This is a genomic window from Serratia sp. JUb9, assembly GCF_014298095.1.
Classification (GTDB): domain Bacteria; phylum Pseudomonadota; class Gammaproteobacteria; order Enterobacterales; family Enterobacteriaceae; genus Serratia_B; species Serratia_B rhizosphaerae.
In genome coordinates, this window is sequence record NZ_CP060416.1 from 205,805 (window position 1) to 224,086 (window position 18,282).

At 58.5% G+C, this 18,282-nt stretch carries 17 protein-coding genes; 14 read left to right on the forward strand and 3 right to left on the reverse strand.

The features are described from left to right. Nucleotides 1-10 precede the first annotated feature (10 nt). Genes HF675_RS00915 through HF675_RS00955 form a run of 9 tightly spaced genes read left to right on the forward strand, consistent with a single transcriptional unit; the run spans nucleotide 11 to nucleotide 9,822 of the window. A complete protein-coding gene (locus HF675_RS00915; RefSeq protein WP_105232986.1) occupies nucleotides 11-1,039 on the forward strand; it encodes a methyltransferase in 1,029 nt (342 codons plus the stop codon). A 12-nt stretch (nucleotides 1,040-1,051) separates the two neighbouring features. Then, entirely contained in the window at nucleotides 1,052-1,315 is a 264-nt protein-coding gene (locus tag HF675_RS00920) for an acyl carrier protein (RefSeq protein WP_105232985.1), read from the forward strand. Beyond that, the gene (locus tag HF675_RS00925; RefSeq protein WP_105232984.1) at nucleotides 1,312-3,282 is read left to right on the forward strand and encodes an aminotransferase class I/II-fold pyridoxal phosphate-dependent enzyme; all 1,971 of its coding nucleotides are present in this window, start codon (nucleotides 1,312-1,314) and stop codon (nucleotides 3,280-3,282) included. The genes HF675_RS00920 and HF675_RS00925 overlap by 4 nt, the downstream gene beginning before the upstream one ends. A gap of 3 nt (nucleotides 3,283-3,285) precedes the next feature. Beyond that, complete coding sequence (locus HF675_RS00930) at nucleotides 3,286-4,758, forward strand: D-alanine--poly(phosphoribitol) ligase (protein WP_105232983.1); 1,473 nt, start codon at nucleotides 3,286-3,288, stop codon at nucleotides 4,756-4,758. Then, nucleotides 4,758-7,067: a polyketide synthase gene (locus HF675_RS00935; RefSeq protein ID WP_187043924.1), complete on the forward strand. Its 2,310-nt coding sequence runs from the start codon at nucleotides 4,758-4,760 to the stop codon at nucleotides 7,065-7,067. The genes HF675_RS00930 and HF675_RS00935 overlap by 1 nt, the downstream gene beginning before the upstream one ends. Nucleotides 7,068-7,076: 9 nt before the next feature. Continuing rightward, nucleotides 7,077-7,391: a RedY gene (locus HF675_RS00940; RefSeq protein ID WP_105232981.1), complete on the forward strand. Its 315-nt coding sequence runs from the start codon at nucleotides 7,077-7,079 to the stop codon at nucleotides 7,389-7,391. Then, a complete protein-coding gene (locus HF675_RS00945) occupies nucleotides 7,375-8,013 on the forward strand; it encodes a 4'-phosphopantetheinyl transferase superfamily protein (RefSeq protein ID WP_105232980.1) in 639 nt (212 codons plus the stop codon). Before HF675_RS00940 ends, HF675_RS00945 begins: the two co-directional genes overlap by 17 nt. Next, a complete protein-coding gene (locus tag HF675_RS00950) occupies nucleotides 8,003-9,070 on the forward strand; it encodes a prodigiosin biosynthesis protein PigM (protein WP_105232979.1) in 1,068 nt (355 codons plus the stop codon). The genes HF675_RS00945 and HF675_RS00950 overlap by 11 nt, the downstream gene beginning before the upstream one ends. Before the next feature lie 23 nt (nucleotides 9,071-9,093). After that, the gene (locus HF675_RS00955) at nucleotides 9,094-9,822 is read left to right on the forward strand and encodes a DUF1295 domain-containing protein (protein WP_105232978.1); all 729 of its coding nucleotides are present in this window, start codon (nucleotides 9,094-9,096) and stop codon (nucleotides 9,820-9,822) included. 64 nt (nucleotides 9,823-9,886) lie between these two features. Here the strand turns inward: HF675_RS00955 and HF675_RS00960 are convergent, their stop codons facing one another. Next, nucleotides 9,887-10,819: a LysR family transcriptional regulator gene (locus tag HF675_RS00960; RefSeq protein ID WP_187043925.1), complete on the reverse strand. Its 933-nt coding sequence runs from the start codon at nucleotides 10,817-10,819 to the stop codon at nucleotides 9,887-9,889. Nucleotides 10,820-10,956: 137 nt separating this feature from the next. Here HF675_RS00960 and HF675_RS00965 point away from each other — a divergent pair, with 137 nt between their 5' ends. The 3 genes from HF675_RS00965 (at nucleotide 10,957) to fetB (ending at nucleotide 12,951) form a co-directional block, all read left to right on the forward strand. Then, nucleotides 10,957-11,346, forward strand: coding sequence for a RidA family protein (locus HF675_RS00965; protein ID WP_105232976.1), 390 nt, complete (start codon nucleotides 10,957-10,959; stop codon nucleotides 11,344-11,346). Nucleotides 11,347-11,519: 173 nt separating this feature from the next. After that, nucleotides 11,520-12,191 carry an iron ABC transporter ATP-binding protein FetA gene (gene fetA, locus HF675_RS00970; protein ID WP_105232975.1) on the forward strand — a complete coding sequence of 224 codons (672 nt, stop codon included), beginning with the start codon at nucleotides 11,520-11,522 and terminating at the stop codon, nucleotides 12,189-12,191. Continuing rightward, a complete protein-coding gene (gene fetB / locus HF675_RS00975; RefSeq protein ID WP_187043926.1) occupies nucleotides 12,178-12,951 on the forward strand; it encodes an iron export ABC transporter permease subunit FetB in 774 nt (257 codons plus the stop codon). Before fetA ends, fetB begins: the two co-directional genes overlap by 14 nt. Before the next feature lie 41 nt (nucleotides 12,952-12,992). On the opposite strand, the gene HF675_RS00980 is transcribed toward fetB, so the two are convergent. Then, a complete protein-coding gene (locus tag HF675_RS00980; protein WP_111737921.1) occupies nucleotides 12,993-13,832 on the reverse strand; it encodes a TIM barrel protein in 840 nt (279 codons plus the stop codon). A gap of 25 nt (nucleotides 13,833-13,857) precedes the next feature. Next, the gene (locus HF675_RS00985; protein WP_105232973.1) at nucleotides 13,858-15,300 is read right to left on the reverse strand and encodes a sugar porter family MFS transporter; all 1,443 of its coding nucleotides are present in this window, start codon (nucleotides 15,298-15,300) and stop codon (nucleotides 13,858-13,860) included. Between the two features lie 528 nt (nucleotides 15,301-15,828). On the opposite strand from HF675_RS00985, the gene HF675_RS00990 reads away from it, so the two are divergent. Together HF675_RS00990 and iolB are read left to right on the forward strand one after the other, a co-directional pair. Beyond that, complete coding sequence (locus HF675_RS00990) at nucleotides 15,829-17,334, forward strand: CoA-acylating methylmalonate-semialdehyde dehydrogenase (RefSeq protein ID WP_105232972.1); 1,506 nt, start codon at nucleotides 15,829-15,831, stop codon at nucleotides 17,332-17,334. Nucleotides 17,335-17,454: 120 nt separating this feature from the next. Then, nucleotides 17,455-18,273, forward strand: a complete 819-nt coding sequence (gene iolB / locus HF675_RS00995) for a 5-deoxy-glucuronate isomerase (protein ID WP_105232971.1) — start codon at nucleotides 17,455-17,457, stop codon at nucleotides 18,271-18,273. Nucleotides 18,274-18,282: the final 9 nt, after the last annotated feature.

Genomic DNA, 18,282 nt, shown 5'->3' on the forward strand with positions numbered 1-18,282 from the left:
AACCTGTGCGATGTCTTTAACCAAGCAAGACGCAGTCAATCAGATGATGGGTTTTTTTCAGGCCAAGGCGCTGACCGCCGCGCTGGCGCTGAATCTGTTTGATTACCTGCGTGATGAAGATCTTGACGCGGCGCAGCTGGCGGAGCGGCTTGAATGCCCCAGCCGCTCGACCGAACAGCTGCTGATTGCGCTGCAGGCGATGGGTTACCTCGAAAAGCGGGGCGGCCGCTATCACTTACCCCCTGAGCACCGTGAATTTCTGGTGAGCGATGAGCCGCAGTGGCTGGGCTGGCTGGGGCGCCATATCGATACCTTCCTGTATCCGCTGTGGGGCGATTTGAAACACGCGGTGCAAACCGATACCCATCAGCGTCGCGCCGTGTTCGGCGACGATCGCAGCTGGTTCGACATTTTGTACCAGAACCCGAACGACGTGGCTGATTTTCAGGAATTTTTGGGCAAATTCGCCATGCCCTTTATCGAAGGCTTTGTCCGCGACTATGACTTTGCACAGCATCGCGCCTTTCTCGATATCGGCAGCGGGATCGGCAGTTTGCCGATGGCCGTCGCTGACGCGTATCCGCAGGTTCGGCTGGCGATCTGCGAACTGCCGCAGGCGTCGGCATTTTTGCGCGATCGTCTGGCGCTGCAAGGCTACGGCGAAAGGATCGACGTGGTGGAGGGCGATGTGATCGCCGGCGATCTGCCGCTTGAGGATTACGATCTGATCCATCTGGGATGGATGCTGCACGATTATGCGCCGGAAACCCAACTGGCCATTTTGCGCCATATCTATCAGGCGATGCCGGTCGGCGGCCGCTTTATCGCTTCTGAAACGCCGTTGAATGCGGACAAGTCAGGGCCGGAGTTTACCGCCTTGCTGTCGCTGAACATGTTGGTTTCCACCGACGGCGGTATTGAAAGCAGCCCGCAAGAGTATCTGGAAAGATTTCACCGCGCCGGATTCAGCAATGCCCGCATTGTGACGATATCCGGTCCTCGCACACTGATCGTCGGCGAAAAACGTGCTGGCGAGTAACGGGAGCTCATCATGCTAGAAAGCAAACTGATAAATCATATTGCCGATCAATTCCTGGATGGCGAACGGGATGGTCTGAACGCGCAAACGCCGTTGTTTGAGCTAAACGTCGTCGACTCAGCCGCGATTTTCGACCTGGTGGATTTTTTACGCCAGGAGTCTGATGTGACGATCGGCATGCAAGAGATCCATCCGGTTAATTTTGCCTCCGTACAGGCGATGGTGGCATTGGTGCAGCGGCTGCAGACGCCGTCGACATTGGGAGGTGAAGCATGAGCATGCAAGGTGTTGAGACCGCCGCTGAACGGCAGGCGTTTATCCGCCAGTCCGTCGTACAGACTTTTGCCCGGCTGACCGAGTATGAACCCGCGGCGCTGGCGATGAACAGCCATCTGGAGCATGACTTGGGCGTTGATTCCATTGCGCTGGCGGAGATTGCCGCGACGCTGAATCGCCAGTTTCAGCTGAACACCCCGCTGCAGGTGCAGGAAATCAAAACCATTCAGGACGCGCTGGACGGTATTTTACAGCGCGAGCCTACGCTGCCCGAAGCGCAGAAGGCAGCGCCAGATGCAGCGACGCCGCAGCAGTGGCTGGGCGCTTTATTGCGCCGCGTATTTGCCGCCCATAGCGGCTATGACGCCGAAGCGCTGACGCCGGACGCCGCCATTGAAGGCGATCTGGGCATCGATTCGGTCGCGGTGGTGACCGCGCAAAGCGAGATCTTAAAGGCGCTGCGCCTCAGCGATGACGTCGCCCTGCAACGTTGCGCGACGCTGGCGGAGCTGCAGGCATGCCTGACAGCGCGCCTGACGCAGGAAAAAGGCGAGGACTGGTTCCGCCAGCTGGCGACGAAGGAGGCCGGCGCGTCGTCTGATGAGATGTCTGATGATGCGGAGACGCTGACCACCGCAGCGGCAGCCGGTGCAGAATCCCGGCTTGCGGAGATTGGCGATGCGCGCACCATGCGCGACTTTGTCGGCATTGAGCACCCGGATTTGTTCCACAAGGCGCGTGAGTTCAGAGATTTTTATCGCGACAAAAAAGACCGCCAGCTTTATTGGTACGGTATGCCTCTGGAAACTCCGTGTAAAAACCGGGCGGTTATGTTTGACGATATCACCGGTAAAAGCCGCGAATTCCTGATGTTTGGCTCCAACAGCTATCTGGGACTGTCGAATCATCCGGAAGTGATCCAGGCCATTCAGGATGCGGCGGGGTTATACGGTGCGACCAATACCGGCTGCCGCATCATCGCCGGCAGCAACGTGCTCCACCTGGAGTTGGAGCGTAAGCTGGCCAAACTTAAAGGGCGCGAGGACTGCATCGTGTATCCTTCCGGCTATTCGGCCAACCTGGGCTGTATCTCCGCCCTGACCAGCCGCCATGACCTGGTATTCACCGACGCCATCAACCATATGAGTATCCAGGATGGCTGTAAGCTGGCGGGCGCGCAGCGCAAAATTTACGACCATTCGCTGACCAGCCTGGAAAAGTCGCTGGCCAAATACGCTGACCATCCCGGCGGTAAACTGATTGTGACCGACGGCGTCTTTAGCATGCACGGTGACATCGTCGACCTGCCACGCCTGATGAATCTGGCGGAGCGTTATGGCGCACGGGTGCTGGTGGATGATGCGCACTCGACCGGCGTATTGGGCAAGACCGGTTCGGGGACGGCGGAGCACTTTAATATGAAGGGCCGGGTGGATCTGGAGCTGGGCACCATGAGCAAAGCCCTGTCAGGGCTGGGCGGCTTTGTCTGCGCCGACGGGGAAGTGGTTGAGTTTCTTCGTTTTTATTCCAACTCCTATGTATTCGCCGCCACGATCCCCGCGCCGGTCGCCGCCGGCGTGATTGCCTCCATCGACGTCATGCTGCGGGAACCGGAGCGCCTGACGATGCTCTGGGACAATATCTATTACTTCCGAACGCTGTTGCTGAACGCCGGTTTTGACCTTGAGCATTCGGCATCGGCCATCGTGCCGATCGTGGTGGGGGATGACGCGAAAACGCTGCTTTTCGGGCGTGCGGTGCGTGCGCGCGGCCTGTTTTGCCAGACTGTGGTGTTCCCCGGCGTCAGCGTGGGGGATGCGCGCCTGCGGATCAGCATCACCAGCGAACATACCCGGGAAGATTTGGACGAGGCCTACGCCATTCTGGTGGCGGCGGCTCAGGAGGTCGGCGTTCCCGTCAACGCCTCGTCTGTTCGGGATGCGCGCCCGCACGTCGCGGAGGCCTAGCGTATGGCGATCTTATCTTCGTTTATTCTGGACGGCCTGTTCAGGCATGCGCGCCAGACGCCGGACAAAACGGCGCTGCTGTGCGGCGAACGGCGGTGGAGCTTCCGCCAGCTGGCTGAACATGCCGGCGCGATGGCCGCCGCGTTGCGGCAGGCCGGCGTTGCCGATCAGTCGGTACTAATCAATTTGCCGAAAAGCCCGGAGGCGGTGGCCGCCATCTATGCCACCTGGCTGAGCGGCAATCATTATATCCCTATCGATTACAGCCAGCCGGCCGCGCGGCTGGAACGTATTATCGCTGCGGCCGAGCCGGCGCTGATTATTGATGAGGATTGGCTGCACAGTTTCGCCGAACGTGCGGACGGCGTCCCGGAATGGCCGGCGGAGCCGGTCATTCTCACCGATCCTATCGCTGCAATTCTCTATACCTCCGGCTCGACGGGCACCCCGAAAGGGGTGCAAATCAGCCACGGCATGCTGGCCTTTTTTATTCGCTGGGCGATAGGCGACACGCAGCTGACGGCGCAGGATACCCTGGCGAACCACGCAAGTTTTGCGTTCGATCTGAGCACGTTCGATCTGTTTGCCGGCGTCAGCGTTGGCGCCGTGATATGGATTATCCGTGAAGACGAGCAGAAGGACTGCCGCGCTATTGCGCAGGGGCTGCAAACCCACGGCGTCAGCGTGTGGTACAGCGTGCCCTCCATCCTGGCGATGCTGGAAAAAAGCGGGCAGTTAACCGCTCCCGGCTGTGCAGCGTTGCGCCAGGTCATTTTCGCCGGCGAACCGTACCCCGTTGCCGCGTTGCGGCGCCTGTTGCCGCATCTGCCCGCGCAGTGCCGCATCAGCAACTGGTATGGCCCGACGGAAACCAACGTGTGCACTGCTTATCCGGTAGCGCGGGCAAGCCTGGAGCGACTGGAGCACGTGCCGATCGGCTATCCGCTGACGGGCGTGGATGCGCAACTGATTGATGAGCAGGGCCGACGCCACCCGCTGGAGCAGGCGTTGGGAGTACGCGGCGAATTGCTGATCGGCGGGCCATGCGTTACGCCCGGCTATAGCAACGTGGCGGTTTCCCGACAGAGCGAATGGCATCCCCGACAATTCCATGCAACGGGCGACTGGGTGGAAATGACGGCGGACGGTCTGGTTTTCCGCGGCCGTCTCGATGATATGGTCAAGATTAATGGCTACCGGGTTGAGCTGGGGGAAATTGAATCGGCGATCCATCACCATCCGGCGGTGAATCAGGCTGCGCTGTACGCTGAATTGGGCGATCTCAAACAGAAGCTGGTGGCGGTCATCAGCCTCCGCTCTGGTGTGACGCCGCCGACCTTGCTGGAACTCAAACAGTTTTTACAGTCCAGGCTCCCTGCCTACATGATCCCTAACCGGTTGATTATCGCCGACACCCTGCCGGTGAATGCCAATGGCAAGGTGGATCGGCAGCGACTGGCCGAGGTAAATGTTTAATGAGTCAGGAACAAGAGACACAGTCGCTGGCGGTGGTCGGCATTGGTTGCGTGCTGCCCGGTATTGAACGTTTCAGCCGGCTGAACAGCCCGGCGGACTGGCAGGCGTTGCTTGATGCGCCGCCGGTGCTGATGACGCATGATGAGGAGGCGGTGGCGGTTCGTGGCCGGCGGGTGGACGATGCGGAGTTTGATTTCAAGAAGTTTTCTATTCCGCCGTTGTTCAAAACGGCGGTCAGCCGGGAAACCCGTCTGGCGCTGTTGGCGGCCGAAGATGCCATGCGCGATTTGGCGCTGCCTGCGGCGCTGCGCGATCGCTGCGATCAATTCTGTGCCACGCACTTGGGCAGCGATGCGGCCTATCGCAATGCGACCAAAGTGAGCGCGCTGCGGGCGCTGGCCGAGCGGCTCAGTGAGCAGGGATACGCGCCAGCGGAGGTACAGAGGCGGATTGATGAATATAAACAGCCGCTGGCTCAGGCGTTAGGGAGCACCTCACACGACCGGGTGGGGGAAATGGCGTCGAGCATTCCGGCGCGCATCGCGCATTTTGCACAAACGCGCGGCAAGTGCCAGACCCTTGACGGCGCCGATTTGGGCGGTTTTCGTTTACTGCAATTGGCTCAGGACTGCTTCCGCCATCAGGACAGCCAGCTGGCGGTGCTGACCAGCGTGCAGTGTTTTCACCATTGGCCGCAGGCGGCCATGCTGCTGGCGCAGAGCGTCTGCGCAACGCATTGCTGGCTGGAGGGAGCGATCAGTCTGGTGGTGTGTCCGCCGTCGCTAGCCCGGCAGCATGGTTGGCCGATCCTGGCCCGGCTTGGCGCATTGACCAGTGACAAACTCGAACGTCAGCAGCAGGCCACCGGTCGGCGTCCGGCTTATTTTTCCGGTGCCAATCAGGTTTTTTGTCAACTCCTCGAGATGCTGCTGCACCAGCGCCGGGAGTGCGGCGGCGACTCTTTTACCGGCCGTCGTTGGAACATTGACACTGCGCCGACGCGGTGTGATCAGCCGACGGCGCAGCGCATCGCGATTGTTGACTATCAGCCGGTTACCGCCCAGGGAGGCGACAAAGCGCGCTTTTGGCAGACGCTGTCTCAGGGAGACGATGCATTACGCGATCACGGCGTGGATCAGCTGCATCCGGGGGCGTTTGTCCGGCCAGCCCCGCAGAAGCTCAGCGCATACACCCGTCGGGCGATGGGGTTTCCTACGCACGATTCCGCACAGATCCCCCTGAATAAAGCGATGATGCCGGCCAAAAAGAAGCGGCTGGATGTGACGCAGCTTTATGCGCTTAATGCTTGCGGTGAATGGGCTGAAAAGCTGCGTCCGTTTAAACGGGTGGCGATCGTCGTCGCCAGTAACCTGTCCCTGAGCGCTGACCGGTTGCAGGCGATGACGGCGCTGTGGTCTGCCTTGCCTCAGACGGCAGGGCCGGTTCCGCAGCCGCCTCAGCCAGAGATCAACCGTTGGAGCTGGTACGGCGCCAGCGGCATTGGCACCGCGCAACTGCTGGCCGAGCATCTTGGTATCGATGCGGACTGCTATGCGGTGGAGGCCGCCTGCGCCAGCTCGCTCGCCGCGCTGCATAACGCGGTCAGGGCCTTGCAGGCGGGGCGTTATGATGCGGCGATCGTCGGCGGTATCGAGACGGCGACGCTGGAGCGCGATATTGTGCTATGCAGCGCGCAGATGATGCTTTCCGCCACGCGTATTCGCCCCTTTGCCGAGAATGCGGACGGCTTCACACCAGGCGACGGCGGCGGATTTTTTATGCTGAGTCGTCATCCGAGCGAACAGGCGCTGGCCTCCATTGAGGCAATTTCCGGCTCTTGCGATAGCTATTCCATGACCGCACCGGATCCTGCGGGACAGGCGTTGGCGATTGAAAAAACGCTGGGCCTGCAGGCGATCGACCCGCGGCGCGTGCAGTATATCGAAGCGCACGGTACGGGGACGGTGCTTGGCGATCGGGCCGAGGTGTCATCGCTGCAGCACAGCTATGCCCGGGCAGGGCACACTCCGCTGTATCTCGGCTCGGTGAAATATAACTTCGGCCACTGTTTCGCCGGGGCGGCCGCGCTTAGCCTGTGCAAAGTGTTAAGCGCCTTCGAGCAGGGGAAAATTCCGCCCACGCCGGTGTCTGCGTTAAATCTTGAGCTGCCGCTGGCAACCATTCCCGCAGAAATTCCCCAATGCACGCTCCCTTGGCCACTGCCGGAGGAAGGAGGACGCAGGGCGGCGATCAATGCCTTCGGCACCGGCGGTATTAACTACCATTTGCTGCTCAATCAATCGGTGTAAGAGGATTTCATGCATACCATCATCCATAAAATTCGTTTGAAAGATATTGCCCATCGCGCCGCATTTCGCGAGTGGGTGGAAACCGTCGACTATCCGGCCTGCAGCCGTCTGGATGCGGTACGCGCCTTTGAAGTGGTTGAGGTCAGCCAGGAGGCGGATGCGCCGTTTCACTTTATTGAAATTATTCATTTAAGCGCGATGGATGCCTTTGAGCGTGAGATGCAGACTCCGCTGTTTCAGAGCCTGGTCGCTCGCTTCGATCAAATGGCGGAAGTGGTGGCAGAGATTGCAGGAGAACGGATTGCCGATGGCTACCAGCAATAATCACCGTGCGCAAACGCGGATTGTCGTAACGGTTGGCAACGCCGGGCGCCGCGCCGCCGAGTCGGCACTGCAGCACCGGCAGCGGGTGAGGAACCGCGCGCGTGAACAGGCCGTGGCTTTACTGAACCGGGTGTGGTGCGGCGATAAGACGTCGGTTTATGCCGGTGGTTTCACGCTGCGTTCGCGACCCGGCGGTCAGCCGGTGGGCGAGCATCCGCAGCAGGGACAGCGGGCCGTATCGCTCAGCCATTCGCAGTCGTGGTATGCCGGCACCACCGGCGACGGCGCTATCGGCATCGACCTGCAGCACTACCGTTCCTTTGGTGCCTCTGCGCGTCGTCAGGCTTTTACTGCCGGCGAACGCCGGTTGGGGCTGGTTCAGTCCTGCGCCGCCTGGGCGATTCGCGAGGCTTTTTTAAAAAGCCACGGCCGCGGTTTACCCCATCGGCTGAACGACATTCGTATCGACTGGCGCAATCAGCGGGTGTTGAGCGTCGACGGTGGCCTGGCGCGCCGACATTTTTGGCTGTGGTACAGCCTAGAGTGGGTCTGTGCGCTGTGCTACTCAGGAATGCCGGCTTTGACGCCGTGGGTAGAGGTGGAGGTGCGTGATGATGCATGAATCGTTTGTTCTGGCGCTGCAGCACGCGCTGGATATTGCGCGCCTGGCGCCGTCGTCACATAACTGCCAGCCCTGGTCGGTTCATTACGATGTTGTAACGCGCTGCGGAACGCTGGCAATTGACCGGCGGCGTGCGTTGTGCGGGCTGCCGTCGCTGGAACGTGAAATGCTGATGAGCTGCGGGATTTTCTTTGAATACCTCAGTGCGTTGCTGGGCTATGCCGGTCGGCCGATCGAGTGGCGCTGGGTCGGGGATGGGCACGGCACCGCCTCGGACGTGTTGATCGCTTTTTCCCCTGCGGCGGAACGGAGGGCGGACGCGGATGCGCATCGCCTGCTGACGCAGGCGATAGCGCAGCGGCATACGGCCCGTTCGTGCTATCAGCCAACGCGCATCAACGATGAACAGTACATACGGTTGAAGGAGCTATTTGCCGGTACGGCGGCCACCCTCAGCATTGAGCAAGACGCGTCGCTGCGTGCTGATATCGCCCAGTTGATCGCCCGTCATGCCGCTCTCGACTTTGCCGACCGGCGCGCCTGGCAAGAAACTTACCAGTTTATTCGGTTTGATGAGCGGCGTCCTGCCGACGACGGTTTCTGTCTGCATCATCTGTTCGGGCCGGTGTCCGGCTCGTTCAAATACGCCTTTCGGCTGGCGTTTCATCCGCGCCTGCATCGCTTCACCACCGGTTTGCGTCTGCCCGAGCGGATGGCGAAGGGGCTGGCCGATCTCGTGGCGCAGGGACCGCAATATCTGGCGATCGGTCTGAAAGAGGAATGCAACGAAGCGCTGTTTATGACCGGGATGCGCCTCGGCCGGCTGTGGCTGGTGCTGCAAGACTGGGGATGGGGACTGCACCCGCTCAGTGTCCTGGTGCAGCATGCTGCACCGCGCCGTGAGCTGGCCGCCGCATTGGCGCTTGACGAACAGCCGGTCTTTTTTGCGCGTTTCGGCCATCTGCAGCAGCCGGGCAGCGCGACGCCAAGACGCAGTTGGCAAAACATTTTAACCGCGTCACGTTCGGCACCGCCGACAGGGATCGACACTTTATAACTTATCTCAGAAAGGAGTACGCAATGAACGTTTGGATTGCATTGGCGATTGTATTACTGATTCTCTCCGTACTGGCTTTTGTCTCCAGCCGCAACGCTCAGGACACCCGGCCGATGTTTTTATGGGGATTCAATGCCATGGGACCGGTTGCTTTGGTGTATTGCTATTTCGGCGCGGGCGATGTGTCCCACAAGGCATTGATTCTGATCCTGGTTGGTTTGTATCTGCTGCGCATGAACATTGTGCTGACGCGTTGGTACGGCAATACCGCCGCGTCCAAACTCAAAGAGGTGATGCCAACGCAGCAGCTGCCCTGGCTGGCGGTGATGATGGTTAATATTTTCGGCTGGTTGTATTGCCTGCCCTTTTACTGGGGCAGCCAGTTGCAGGGGCCTTGGGGGCTGCAGCAGTGGCTGGTCATTGGTTTTTATCTGGTCGGCACCTGTTTTCACTTTGGCAGCGACTACCAAAAACGGCGCTTCAAACAGGATCCCAAGAACAAAGGGCGTATTCTCGACGTCGGCTTCTGGTCGATAGCGCGCCATCCCAATTATTTTGGTGACTTTTTAATTTTCGTCAGTTTTGGGCTGCTGGCTGGCAACTGGTTTGGCATCATCGCGCCGCTGACTAACCTGGTGCAATACTTTGCCGATGCAATTCCCAAGAGCGAGAAAATGGCTGAGAAACGCTATGGAGAAGCCTGGCTGGACTATAAGCGTAAAGTGAAGTGCTTTATTCCATTTATTTTTTAGCCGCGCTCTGCAGGTCAGAACATGCTTTACGATGGAGCCACCAGGCTCCATTTTTGATTGGCGTTCAGCACGGTGCGGCCAAAGCGCGTCCCGGCGACGCCTGTTGAGCCATCAGCGCCACTACCCAATCAATAAATACGCGCAGTTTGGCGCTGACGTGCCGGTTGGGGCGAAAGGCGATATAGAGCGGCATCGGTTCAAACCGCCAGTCGGTAAACAGCGGGGTCAGTTCGCCACGGGCCAGCGAGGGGGCGGCCATATAATCGGGCAGCCACAGGATGCCCAGCCCCGCCAGGCCGGCGGTCAGATAGGCATTGCCGTCATCAACGGCGAGGATATAGCGCCCGTGAACCTTCACCTGTTCCTCACCGCGGCGCATGGCGTAGGGCAGCGGCTTGCCGCTGCGCGCCCAGAGAAACCCCACAATACGGTGATGGCTATCTTCCAGTTCGCGCGGATGCGCGGGCACGCCGGCCTGCGCCAGATAGGATGGTGTGGCATAGGCGCCAAGCTGCAGATCCGCCACGTGACGGGCCACCATGGACTGGTCGCTGATTTCCCCGCCGCGCACTACGCAGTCTACCTGTTCGCCAATTAAATCCACGATGCGATCGCTGACGCCCATATCAATCTGAATATCCGGGTATTGTGCGTGAAAGTCGGGAAGCGCCGGCACCAAAATCATCCGCGCCAGCGGGCTGGGCACATCGATCCGCAGCCGTCCGCGCGGCGTGGCGGCTGCGCCGGACAGGCTGGTTTCTGCATCATCCAGGTCGGCCAGCAGCCGTACCGCACGTTCATAATAGGCGGCGCCGTCGGCGGTGAGATGCACCCGACGGGTGGTGCGGTTGAGCAATTTGACGCGCAGCCGCGCTTCCAGTTGCTGAACCAGCTGGGTCACCGTTGTTCTGCTGATATGGAGGGTTTCAGCGGCTTTGGTAAAGCTGCCGCTGTCCACCACGCGGACAAAGGCCTGCATTGCATCGAATCGATCCATATTGCCTGAGGACCTCCGGATTGTTTGCGCTTTGCAAACAGTGATGGCGGATTTTGCCAGTTTATTCGCCGGGCGGCGGACTTTAAAGTTTTTGTTCACTCAACTTTTGGTGAATAAACCCGCACAGGAGATCGATCATGGCGAAGCGAGATGTGGTATTCCCCGCAGGGCGTCAGGCACTGTATGAACGTAACCATTATTCCCCGGCGATTCGCGCCAATGGCCTGCTGTTTGTATCAGGCCAGGTTGGCAGCCGCGAGGACGGCTCACCGGAACCTGATCTGACGGCGCAGGTGCATCGTGCTTTCGGCAATCTGAATGCGGTGCTGCAGGCCGCCGGTTGCTCTTTTGATGATGTTATCGACGTCACCGTCTTTATGGTGGATCCGGAATCCACCTTTCGCACCGTGTGGGACGTGGTGCCGCAGTATTGGGGCAGCGCGCCGCACCCGACCCTGACCGCCGTCGGCGTTACCTGGCTTTATGGTTTCCAGTTTGAAATCAAGGTGATTGCCAAACTGCCGTAGAACGGGGGAGGCTGACGGGGCGAGCCGTTACTGCGCCTGCGCCGGAGGAAGCATCGGCTGGTGCAGGTTATCGTTCGGCGCAAACTCTCATTGTGTTTGTTGATCGCGATTTGCCTGGCGGATTTCCGGCACCCTATACTGACCATTCATCGTGCGCAATGAATGGAGTCATAATGAAGGAAGGTAATAACGTACTGATATTGGATGATATCTATTATCAAATAGATGACTCGGTCATTCTGGATTCGGTCTCTTTGACGCTCAAATCCGGTGAGTTCAAGCTGATCACCGGCCCCTCCGGCTGCGGGAAAAGTACGCTGTTGAAAATAGTTTCTTCACTGATTAGCCCAACCCGCGGCGCTATTATCTTTGACGGCAAGAATATTAACGAACTGTCGCCCGAACATTATCGTCAGCAGGTTTCCTACTGCTTCCAAACGCCGGCGCTGTTTGGCAGCTCGGTGTTTGACAACCTGGCACTGCCTTACCAGATTCGCCGCGTCAAACCGGATGAGGAAAAAATGAAGCAGGATTTGCGGCGCTTTATGCTGCCGGAGAGCCTGCTGCAAAAGAGCATTAACGAACTGTCCGGCGGTGAGAAACAGCGGATTTCGCTGATCCGCAACCTGCAGTTTGTGCCTAAAGTCCTGCTGTTGGATGAAATCACCAGCGCGCTGGATGAAGAAAATAAGCATAACGTTAACGAAATAATCCGCCAGCTGGTCGAGCAGCAGGATATGGCCGTGCTGTGGGTAACACACGACCGGGATGAAATTGCGCATGCCGACGATATTATCGAGCTACAGGCGCATCGGGCACGGGAGACGGCCAATGAACCAGCATAACATCACGAATGAATCACTGGGGTTGTCGATGATTCTGGTGCTGGTGGCGATTTTAATCAGCCATAAAGAAAAGCTGGCGTTGGAAAAGGATATTATCTGGAGCATCTGCCGGGCGGTGGTGCAGCTGATTATTGTCGGCTACGTGCTGAAGTATATTTTCTCCTTGAATAACGAAGCACTGACGGTGCTGATGGTGCTGTTTATCTGCTTCAATGCGGCTTACAACGCCAAAAAACGCAGCAAGTATATTGAGCATGCTTTTGTCACTTCGTTTATCGCCATAACCACCGGCGCGGCGCTGACGCTGATCGTGCTGGTGTTGACCGGCTCGATAGAATTTACGCCGATGCAGGTGATTCCGATTTCCGGCATGATCGCCGGTAACGCCATGGTGGCGGTCGGGCTGTGTTACAACAATCTGGGGCAGCGTTTCAAAAGCGAGCAGCAGAAGATCCAGGAAATGCTCAGCCTGGGCGCCTCGCCGAAGTTTGCGTCCGCTGCGCTGATTCGCGACAGCATTCGCGCATCGCTGATCCCGACCATTGATTCGGCAAAAACGGTGGGGCTGGTCAGCCTGCCGGGCATGATGTCCGGTTTGATCTTTGCCGGTATCGATCCGGTGAAGGCAATCAAATACCAGATTATGGTGACGTTTATGCTGCTGTCTACCGCCAGTCTGTCGACCATTATCGCCTGCTATCTGGCATATCGTAAGTTTTATAACCAGCGCCACCAGCTGGTGGTGACCACGCTGAAGTAAAACCGCGTACGGCCTCTGGCAAGAGGCCGTTATTTTATCGGCTACGGCGCCTGCAGCAGCGCGATGCTTTGGCGAATTTCCCGTTCGATATCCGCTTCCGTCCAGCCGTTCAGCTGCGAAGAGAATGGCTCGAAGGCGTAAATGCCCCGGTAGCCCAGGCGCTCCAGATTCTGCACCTGTTTTTTACTCTCCAGACGATCCCGTTCGCTCAGCATAATGCGCTCCTCATCGCCCAGCGTCTCTTTGGCGCGAGGATCCTCGACGCCGGAAAGGTGCACCAGACCGATCCGATCGATTTGGATCTGCGCATCGAATTCTTGCTGAGCAGGCGCGCTCAGGTAATGGTGGAAAGTGTCCAGTACGATCTTATAGGGTGCGCCGGCATCGCGGATAATCGCCTGGCTCAGCAGGGACGAACGCAGGGAACTGATGCCGAAGCCGAGCGGCTCCACATAGCCCTCAACGCCGTAGCGCTGGAACAGCGGCGCCAGTAGTTGCAGCGCAGCCAGCGTATCCTGCTGCTTTTGCTCATCGCTGCGGCGATCGTCTTTGCTGCAGTGCGGACAAAGTACCAGCGCCTTGCTGTGAATGGCCTGCGCCTGCGCCAGCAGCGCTTGCGCATTGCCAAGCAGCGTCTCTTGGTCATCCAGCAGGTTAAACATGCCGAGCGCATTGATGGTGATAATTTCAATGCCGTATTTCGCCGCCAGCGCATTGAGCTGCTCATTGCTTAAATCATCGGTCACTTTGCCGCTGGGCATATCGTTGCGCAACTCAACCTTGTTAAGGCCGCATTTTTTTACCAGTTGGAAAAAACGCTCCAGATCGAGATTCGGGGCTATTTTTCGATTGATACAGAAGCGATCCAGCGCAATGGCCATGGTGTCTGACTCCCAAAAGTGAAGGTTAGGGTTTTTCATTGGGTAACGATAAGGATTCGGCCGTGGCTACAGGCTGGCGGTAGCGTTTGGCCATCACCACCTGCTCCATTTTTTCCAGCGATACGCCTTTGGTTTCCGGTACGAAACGGCAGATAAACCAGTAGCTGAACATACAGCAGGCGGCGAATACCCACATCGGGAAGGCGCCGTGGAAGGTGGAGAACAGGTAAGGGTTGTCGTTGATCATCGGGAAGGTTTGCGAGACGGCGAAGTTGGCGACCCACATACAGCCGACGGCGATGCTCATGCCCTCTGAACGCATCCGGTTCGGGAATATTTCGGAGATCAGCACCCAACAGCCGACACCCCAGGAGAGCGCGTAGAACAACATAAAGAACAGCATGCCGAACAGGGCGAAGTAACCGGTGGTTTCACTATAGAGTGCGTAGGAGGTGATCAACAGACCAATAATGGCGCCCAGAGTGCCGAAGCGCATCAGCGGCAGGCGGCCGATGCGGTCCATCAGCAGCGCGCCGATCGCCGAGCCGACCAGTTGCAGCACGCCGATCCAGATGGTCTGGAACAGGGCTTCCTGCGCGTTGCTGGTGACGGTTTTCAGCACTACGGGGGCGTAGTACATCATTACGTTGACGCCGGTGACCTGCTGCAGCATGGCGACCATGCAGCCGACGAACAGGATGAAACGCACGCGTTTGTCCCGGTAACTCAGCTTTTGCTTGGCCTGTTGCAGGTCTTGCCGCAGGGATTCCTTGATTTCTTTCAGCACGTTGCGCGCGTGGGCTTCGTTGGAGACGAGAGTCAGCGTCGCCAGTGCCTTGTCTTCCTGGCCTGCCATCACGTTCCAGCGCGGTGATTCAGGGATGATAAACACCAGAATGCAGAACAGAATGCAGGGCACCACTTCCGAACCAATCATCCAACGCCAGCCCATATCGATCAGCCAGGCTTCCGAGGCATAACTGGCGATTTTAAAGTTGACGTAAAAGATCAGGATCTGGCCAAACACGATGGCAAACTGCTGCATGCTCAGCGCCCGCCCGCGCATGTCCTTGGGGGAGACCTCCGACATATACATTGGGGATACGGTGGCGGCGATGCCTACCGCCAGACCGCCGATCATGCGGTAGATGACAAACCAGGTGAAAGTCTCGGCCAGCGCGGCGCCGATGGCGGAAATAGTGAACAACAGCGCCGCCAGCACCAGCGCTTTCTTGCGTCCGTAGCGGCCGGCCAGCGGACCGGCGCCGAATGCGCCCAGCACGCAGCCGAGTACCACGTTGGACACCGCCCAGCCGGTTTCTGCCGGGGTGAGGTGGAAATAGGCTTTCAGCGCCTCGATGGCGCCGGAGATCACGGCGGTGTCATAGCCGAACAAAATACCGCCGAGCGCCGCAATGCCGCATATACGCAGTACGTACCCTGTATTATGTTTTCGCTGATGTGACATATGTTGCTCCGATTTTTATCCATATTTCCGCTCGCAATGCGTGTTGTAGGGGGAAGGCGGGCGGAAGGTGTGAACCGTGCCTGTCATCAAGGCGTGTTTATTCGGGTAATTCAGGTCTGAGAAGAACATTTATTTCATATTTGTGGAATAATGAAATATTGATTTTTAGACGCAGTTCAAAAAAATCGTTAGAAAAGAAAAATCGCATACCCATTTATTGCGAAGCGAAAGGCAAGAAAACCGACCGCTCCAGCGGGCATTAGCGGGTGATGTTAAGGGTTTTTATGCCGTCTGGCGGGACAGGGCGCTTTCCCATCGGTTGCACATCGCGGCGTAGCGTTACCTAAAAAATTGCGATCGGCCACGCTAAAAATAAAATTTCCAAAACGTTTTATTTGAAACTTTTTTTTCAATGGAATAAGGTTTACTTCATTCGACCAGGGCTTAGCCTGTCTGCGGGTGCCGTAAGACATCGCGCTATCTGGAGGCTCTCCTGGTCATCGCGGCATGTTGAAAAGAGGGTGGAACATGAAAATCGTGGGTAACTTTATCGACGGGCAGGTTTGTCCGAGCAGCAGCAATCAAAGCGTAGACGTGCATAACCCGGCGACCGGGCAGGTTGAGTGTCAGGTAACGCAAAGCACCGCCGCCGAGGTTAAACAGGCGATCGATGTCGCGCACCGGGCGTTTGCCGGCTGGTCGCGAACCACCCCGCTGCGCCGCGCACGCATCATGTTCAATTTCAAAGCGCTGTTGGAACAGCATCGGGAAGAGCTGGCACAGCTGATCGTCAGCGAGCACGGCAAAGTATATTCGGACGCGCTGGGCGAACTGACGCGCGGCATGGAAGTCGTGGAGTTCGCCTGCGGCATTCCGCACCTGATGAAAGGGGAATATTCCGCCGACGTTGGCACCGGCGTCGACAGTTTTTCCCTGATGCAGCCGCTGGGCGTGGTGGCCGGCATTACCCCGTTCAACTTCCCGGCGATGGTGCCGATGTGGATGTTCCCGATTGCGCTGGCCTGCGGCAACACCTTCGTGCTAAAGCCGCCGGCGTTGGCGCCGTCGGCATCGGTGCGTATGGCGGAGCTACTGAAAGAGGCCGGCCTGCCGGACGGCGTCTTTAACGTGGTGCACTGCGGCAATGAAAATGCCGCGCAGCTGTGCACAGATCCGCAGATCCAGGCGGTAAGCTTTGTTGGCTCTTCCACCGTCGCCGAGCATATCTACACCACTGCCAGCGCCCACGGCAAGCGCGTGCAGGCCTTCGGCGCCGCGAAAAATCAGGCGATTATCATGCCGGATGCCGATCTGGACGCCACGGTGAATGCCCTGATGGGCGGGGCATTTGGTTCCGCCGGCGAACGCTGTATGGCGCTGCCGATTGCGGTGGTGGTCGGTGACGACACTGCGGATAAGCTGATTGCCAAATTGAAACCGCTGATCGCTCAGCTGCGCGTCGGGCCTGGCCTGCAGCAGGGCGGCGAAGAAAACGAAATGGGGCCGTTGGTCTCTTCTGCGCACCAGCAGAAAGTTCTGGGCTATATTGATGTGGGCGTCGAGGAAGGCGCGACGCTGGTGGCGGACGGCCGCAACTACAGCGTGCCGGGGCATCCGGACGGTTATTACGTGGGAGGCACGCTGTTTGATCACGTTACGCCGCAGATGCGCATCTACCGTGAAGAGATCTTCGGGCCGGTGCTGGGGATTGTGCGCGTCGCCAGCTATCAGGAAGCGATCGACACGGTGAACGGCCATGAGTTCGGCAACGGCAGCGCCATCTTTACCAGCAACGGCCACTATGCGCGCCAGTTCGTGCATGAGGTGCAGGCCGGTATGGTCGGGGTCAACGTACCGGTGCCGGTGCCGATGGCATTCCATAGCTTTGGCGGCTGGAAGCGTTCGGTGTTCGGCGCGCTCAATGTACACGGTGCCGACGGCGTGCGTTTCTATACGCGTATGAAGACGGCGACGGCGCGCTGGCCTTCCGGCCAGCAGACGGTGTCTGAATACAGTATGCCGACCTTAGGCTGATCAACCATATGCAGGCGCGGCTCAAGCAGAGTAAAGCCGCGCCTGTTGCGATAAGCAACGGACATACGCGCCGACGGTATTGCACCTGGCGGGTTGTCTTGACGGTAACAGGAGGGTTTCATGTCTTCATTGCTTGCGAAATGCCAGCCGCCCGATAGCCAGGGGCGTATTCAGCATGTTACGCCGGAAAACGCCGACTGGCGTTTTGTCGGTTTTGACGTCTATCGCCTTGAGGCGGGGAAAACGCTGACGCTGAGCAGCGACGATAAAGAGCTGTGCCTGGTATTGGTGGCCGGCATTGCCTCCGTTGCGACGCAGCATGCCGAATATCCCCATATCGGCAAACGTATGAGTCCGTTTGAGCGGACGCCGCCCTATGCGGTTTATGTGCCGCATCACGACCAGGTTATCGTGCGGGCCGAAAGCGAGCTGGAACTGGCAGTATGCAGCGCGCCGGGAAGCGGGCATTTGCCTTCGCGCCTGATTACGCCGGCGGACGTGGGTGTTGAACGGCGTGGCAAAGGGCGCAACCAGCGGCTGGTGCACAATATCTTGCCGGACGATAAGCCGGCGGACAGCCTGCTGGTGGTGGAGGTATACACCGACGAGGGCAATACCAGCTCCTACCCCAGCCATAAGCACGATCAGGAAGACTCTGCGGATGAAACCTATCTGGAAGAGACTTATTACCACCGCATTGAGCCGGAACAGGGATTCTGCATGCAGCGCGTGTACACGGACGACCGCTCACTGGACGAGTGTATGCCGGTGTATAACCGCGATGTGGTGAAGGTGCCGCGTGGTTATCATCCGGTGGCGACCCTGGCCGGTTACGATAACTACTACCTTAACGTGATGGCCGGTCCAAAGCGCCTGTGGAAATTTACCTGGGAAAAAGATCACGCCTGGATTAACGGTGATGACTACCCGCAGAAATAGCCGCATCGC

Coding starts and splice junctions, on each gene's coding strand:
- HF675_RS00915 (WP_105232986.1), top strand. CDS start 11: ATGTCTTTAACCAAGCAAGACGCAGTCAATCAGATGATGGGTTTTTTT.
- HF675_RS00920 (WP_105232985.1), top strand. CDS start 1,052: ATGCTAGAAAGCAAACTGATAAATCATATTGCCGATCAATTCCTGGAT.
- HF675_RS00925 (WP_105232984.1), top strand. CDS start 1,312: ATGAGCATGCAAGGTGTTGAGACCGCCGCTGAACGGCAGGCGTTTATC.
- HF675_RS00930 (WP_105232983.1), top strand. CDS start 3,286: ATGGCGATCTTATCTTCGTTTATTCTGGACGGCCTGTTCAGGCATGCG.
- HF675_RS00935 (WP_187043924.1), top strand. CDS start 4,758: ATGAGTCAGGAACAAGAGACACAGTCGCTGGCGGTGGTCGGCATTGGT.
- HF675_RS00940 (WP_105232981.1), top strand. CDS start 7,077: ATGCATACCATCATCCATAAAATTCGTTTGAAAGATATTGCCCATCGC.
- HF675_RS00945 (WP_105232980.1), top strand. CDS start 7,375: ATGGCTACCAGCAATAATCACCGTGCGCAAACGCGGATTGTCGTAACG.
- HF675_RS00950 (WP_105232979.1), top strand. CDS start 8,003: ATGATGCATGAATCGTTTGTTCTGGCGCTGCAGCACGCGCTGGATATT.
- HF675_RS00955 (WP_105232978.1), top strand. CDS start 9,094: ATGAACGTTTGGATTGCATTGGCGATTGTATTACTGATTCTCTCCGTA.
- HF675_RS00960 (WP_187043925.1), bottom strand. CDS start 10,819: ATGGATCGATTCGATGCAATGCAGGCCTTTGTCCGCGTGGTGGACAGC.
- HF675_RS00965 (WP_105232976.1), top strand. CDS start 10,957: ATGGCGAAGCGAGATGTGGTATTCCCCGCAGGGCGTCAGGCACTGTAT.
- fetA (WP_105232975.1), top strand. CDS start 11,520: ATGAAGGAAGGTAATAACGTACTGATATTGGATGATATCTATTATCAA.
- fetB (WP_187043926.1), top strand. CDS start 12,178: ATGAACCAGCATAACATCACGAATGAATCACTGGGGTTGTCGATGATT.
- HF675_RS00980 (WP_111737921.1), bottom strand. CDS start 13,832: ATGGCCATTGCGCTGGATCGCTTCTGTATCAATCGAAAAATAGCCCCG.
- HF675_RS00985 (WP_105232973.1), bottom strand. CDS start 15,300: ATGTCACATCAGCGAAAACATAATACAGGGTACGTACTGCGTATATGC.
- HF675_RS00990 (WP_105232972.1), top strand. CDS start 15,829: ATGAAAATCGTGGGTAACTTTATCGACGGGCAGGTTTGTCCGAGCAGC.
- iolB (WP_105232971.1), top strand. CDS start 17,455: ATGTCTTCATTGCTTGCGAAATGCCAGCCGCCCGATAGCCAGGGGCGT.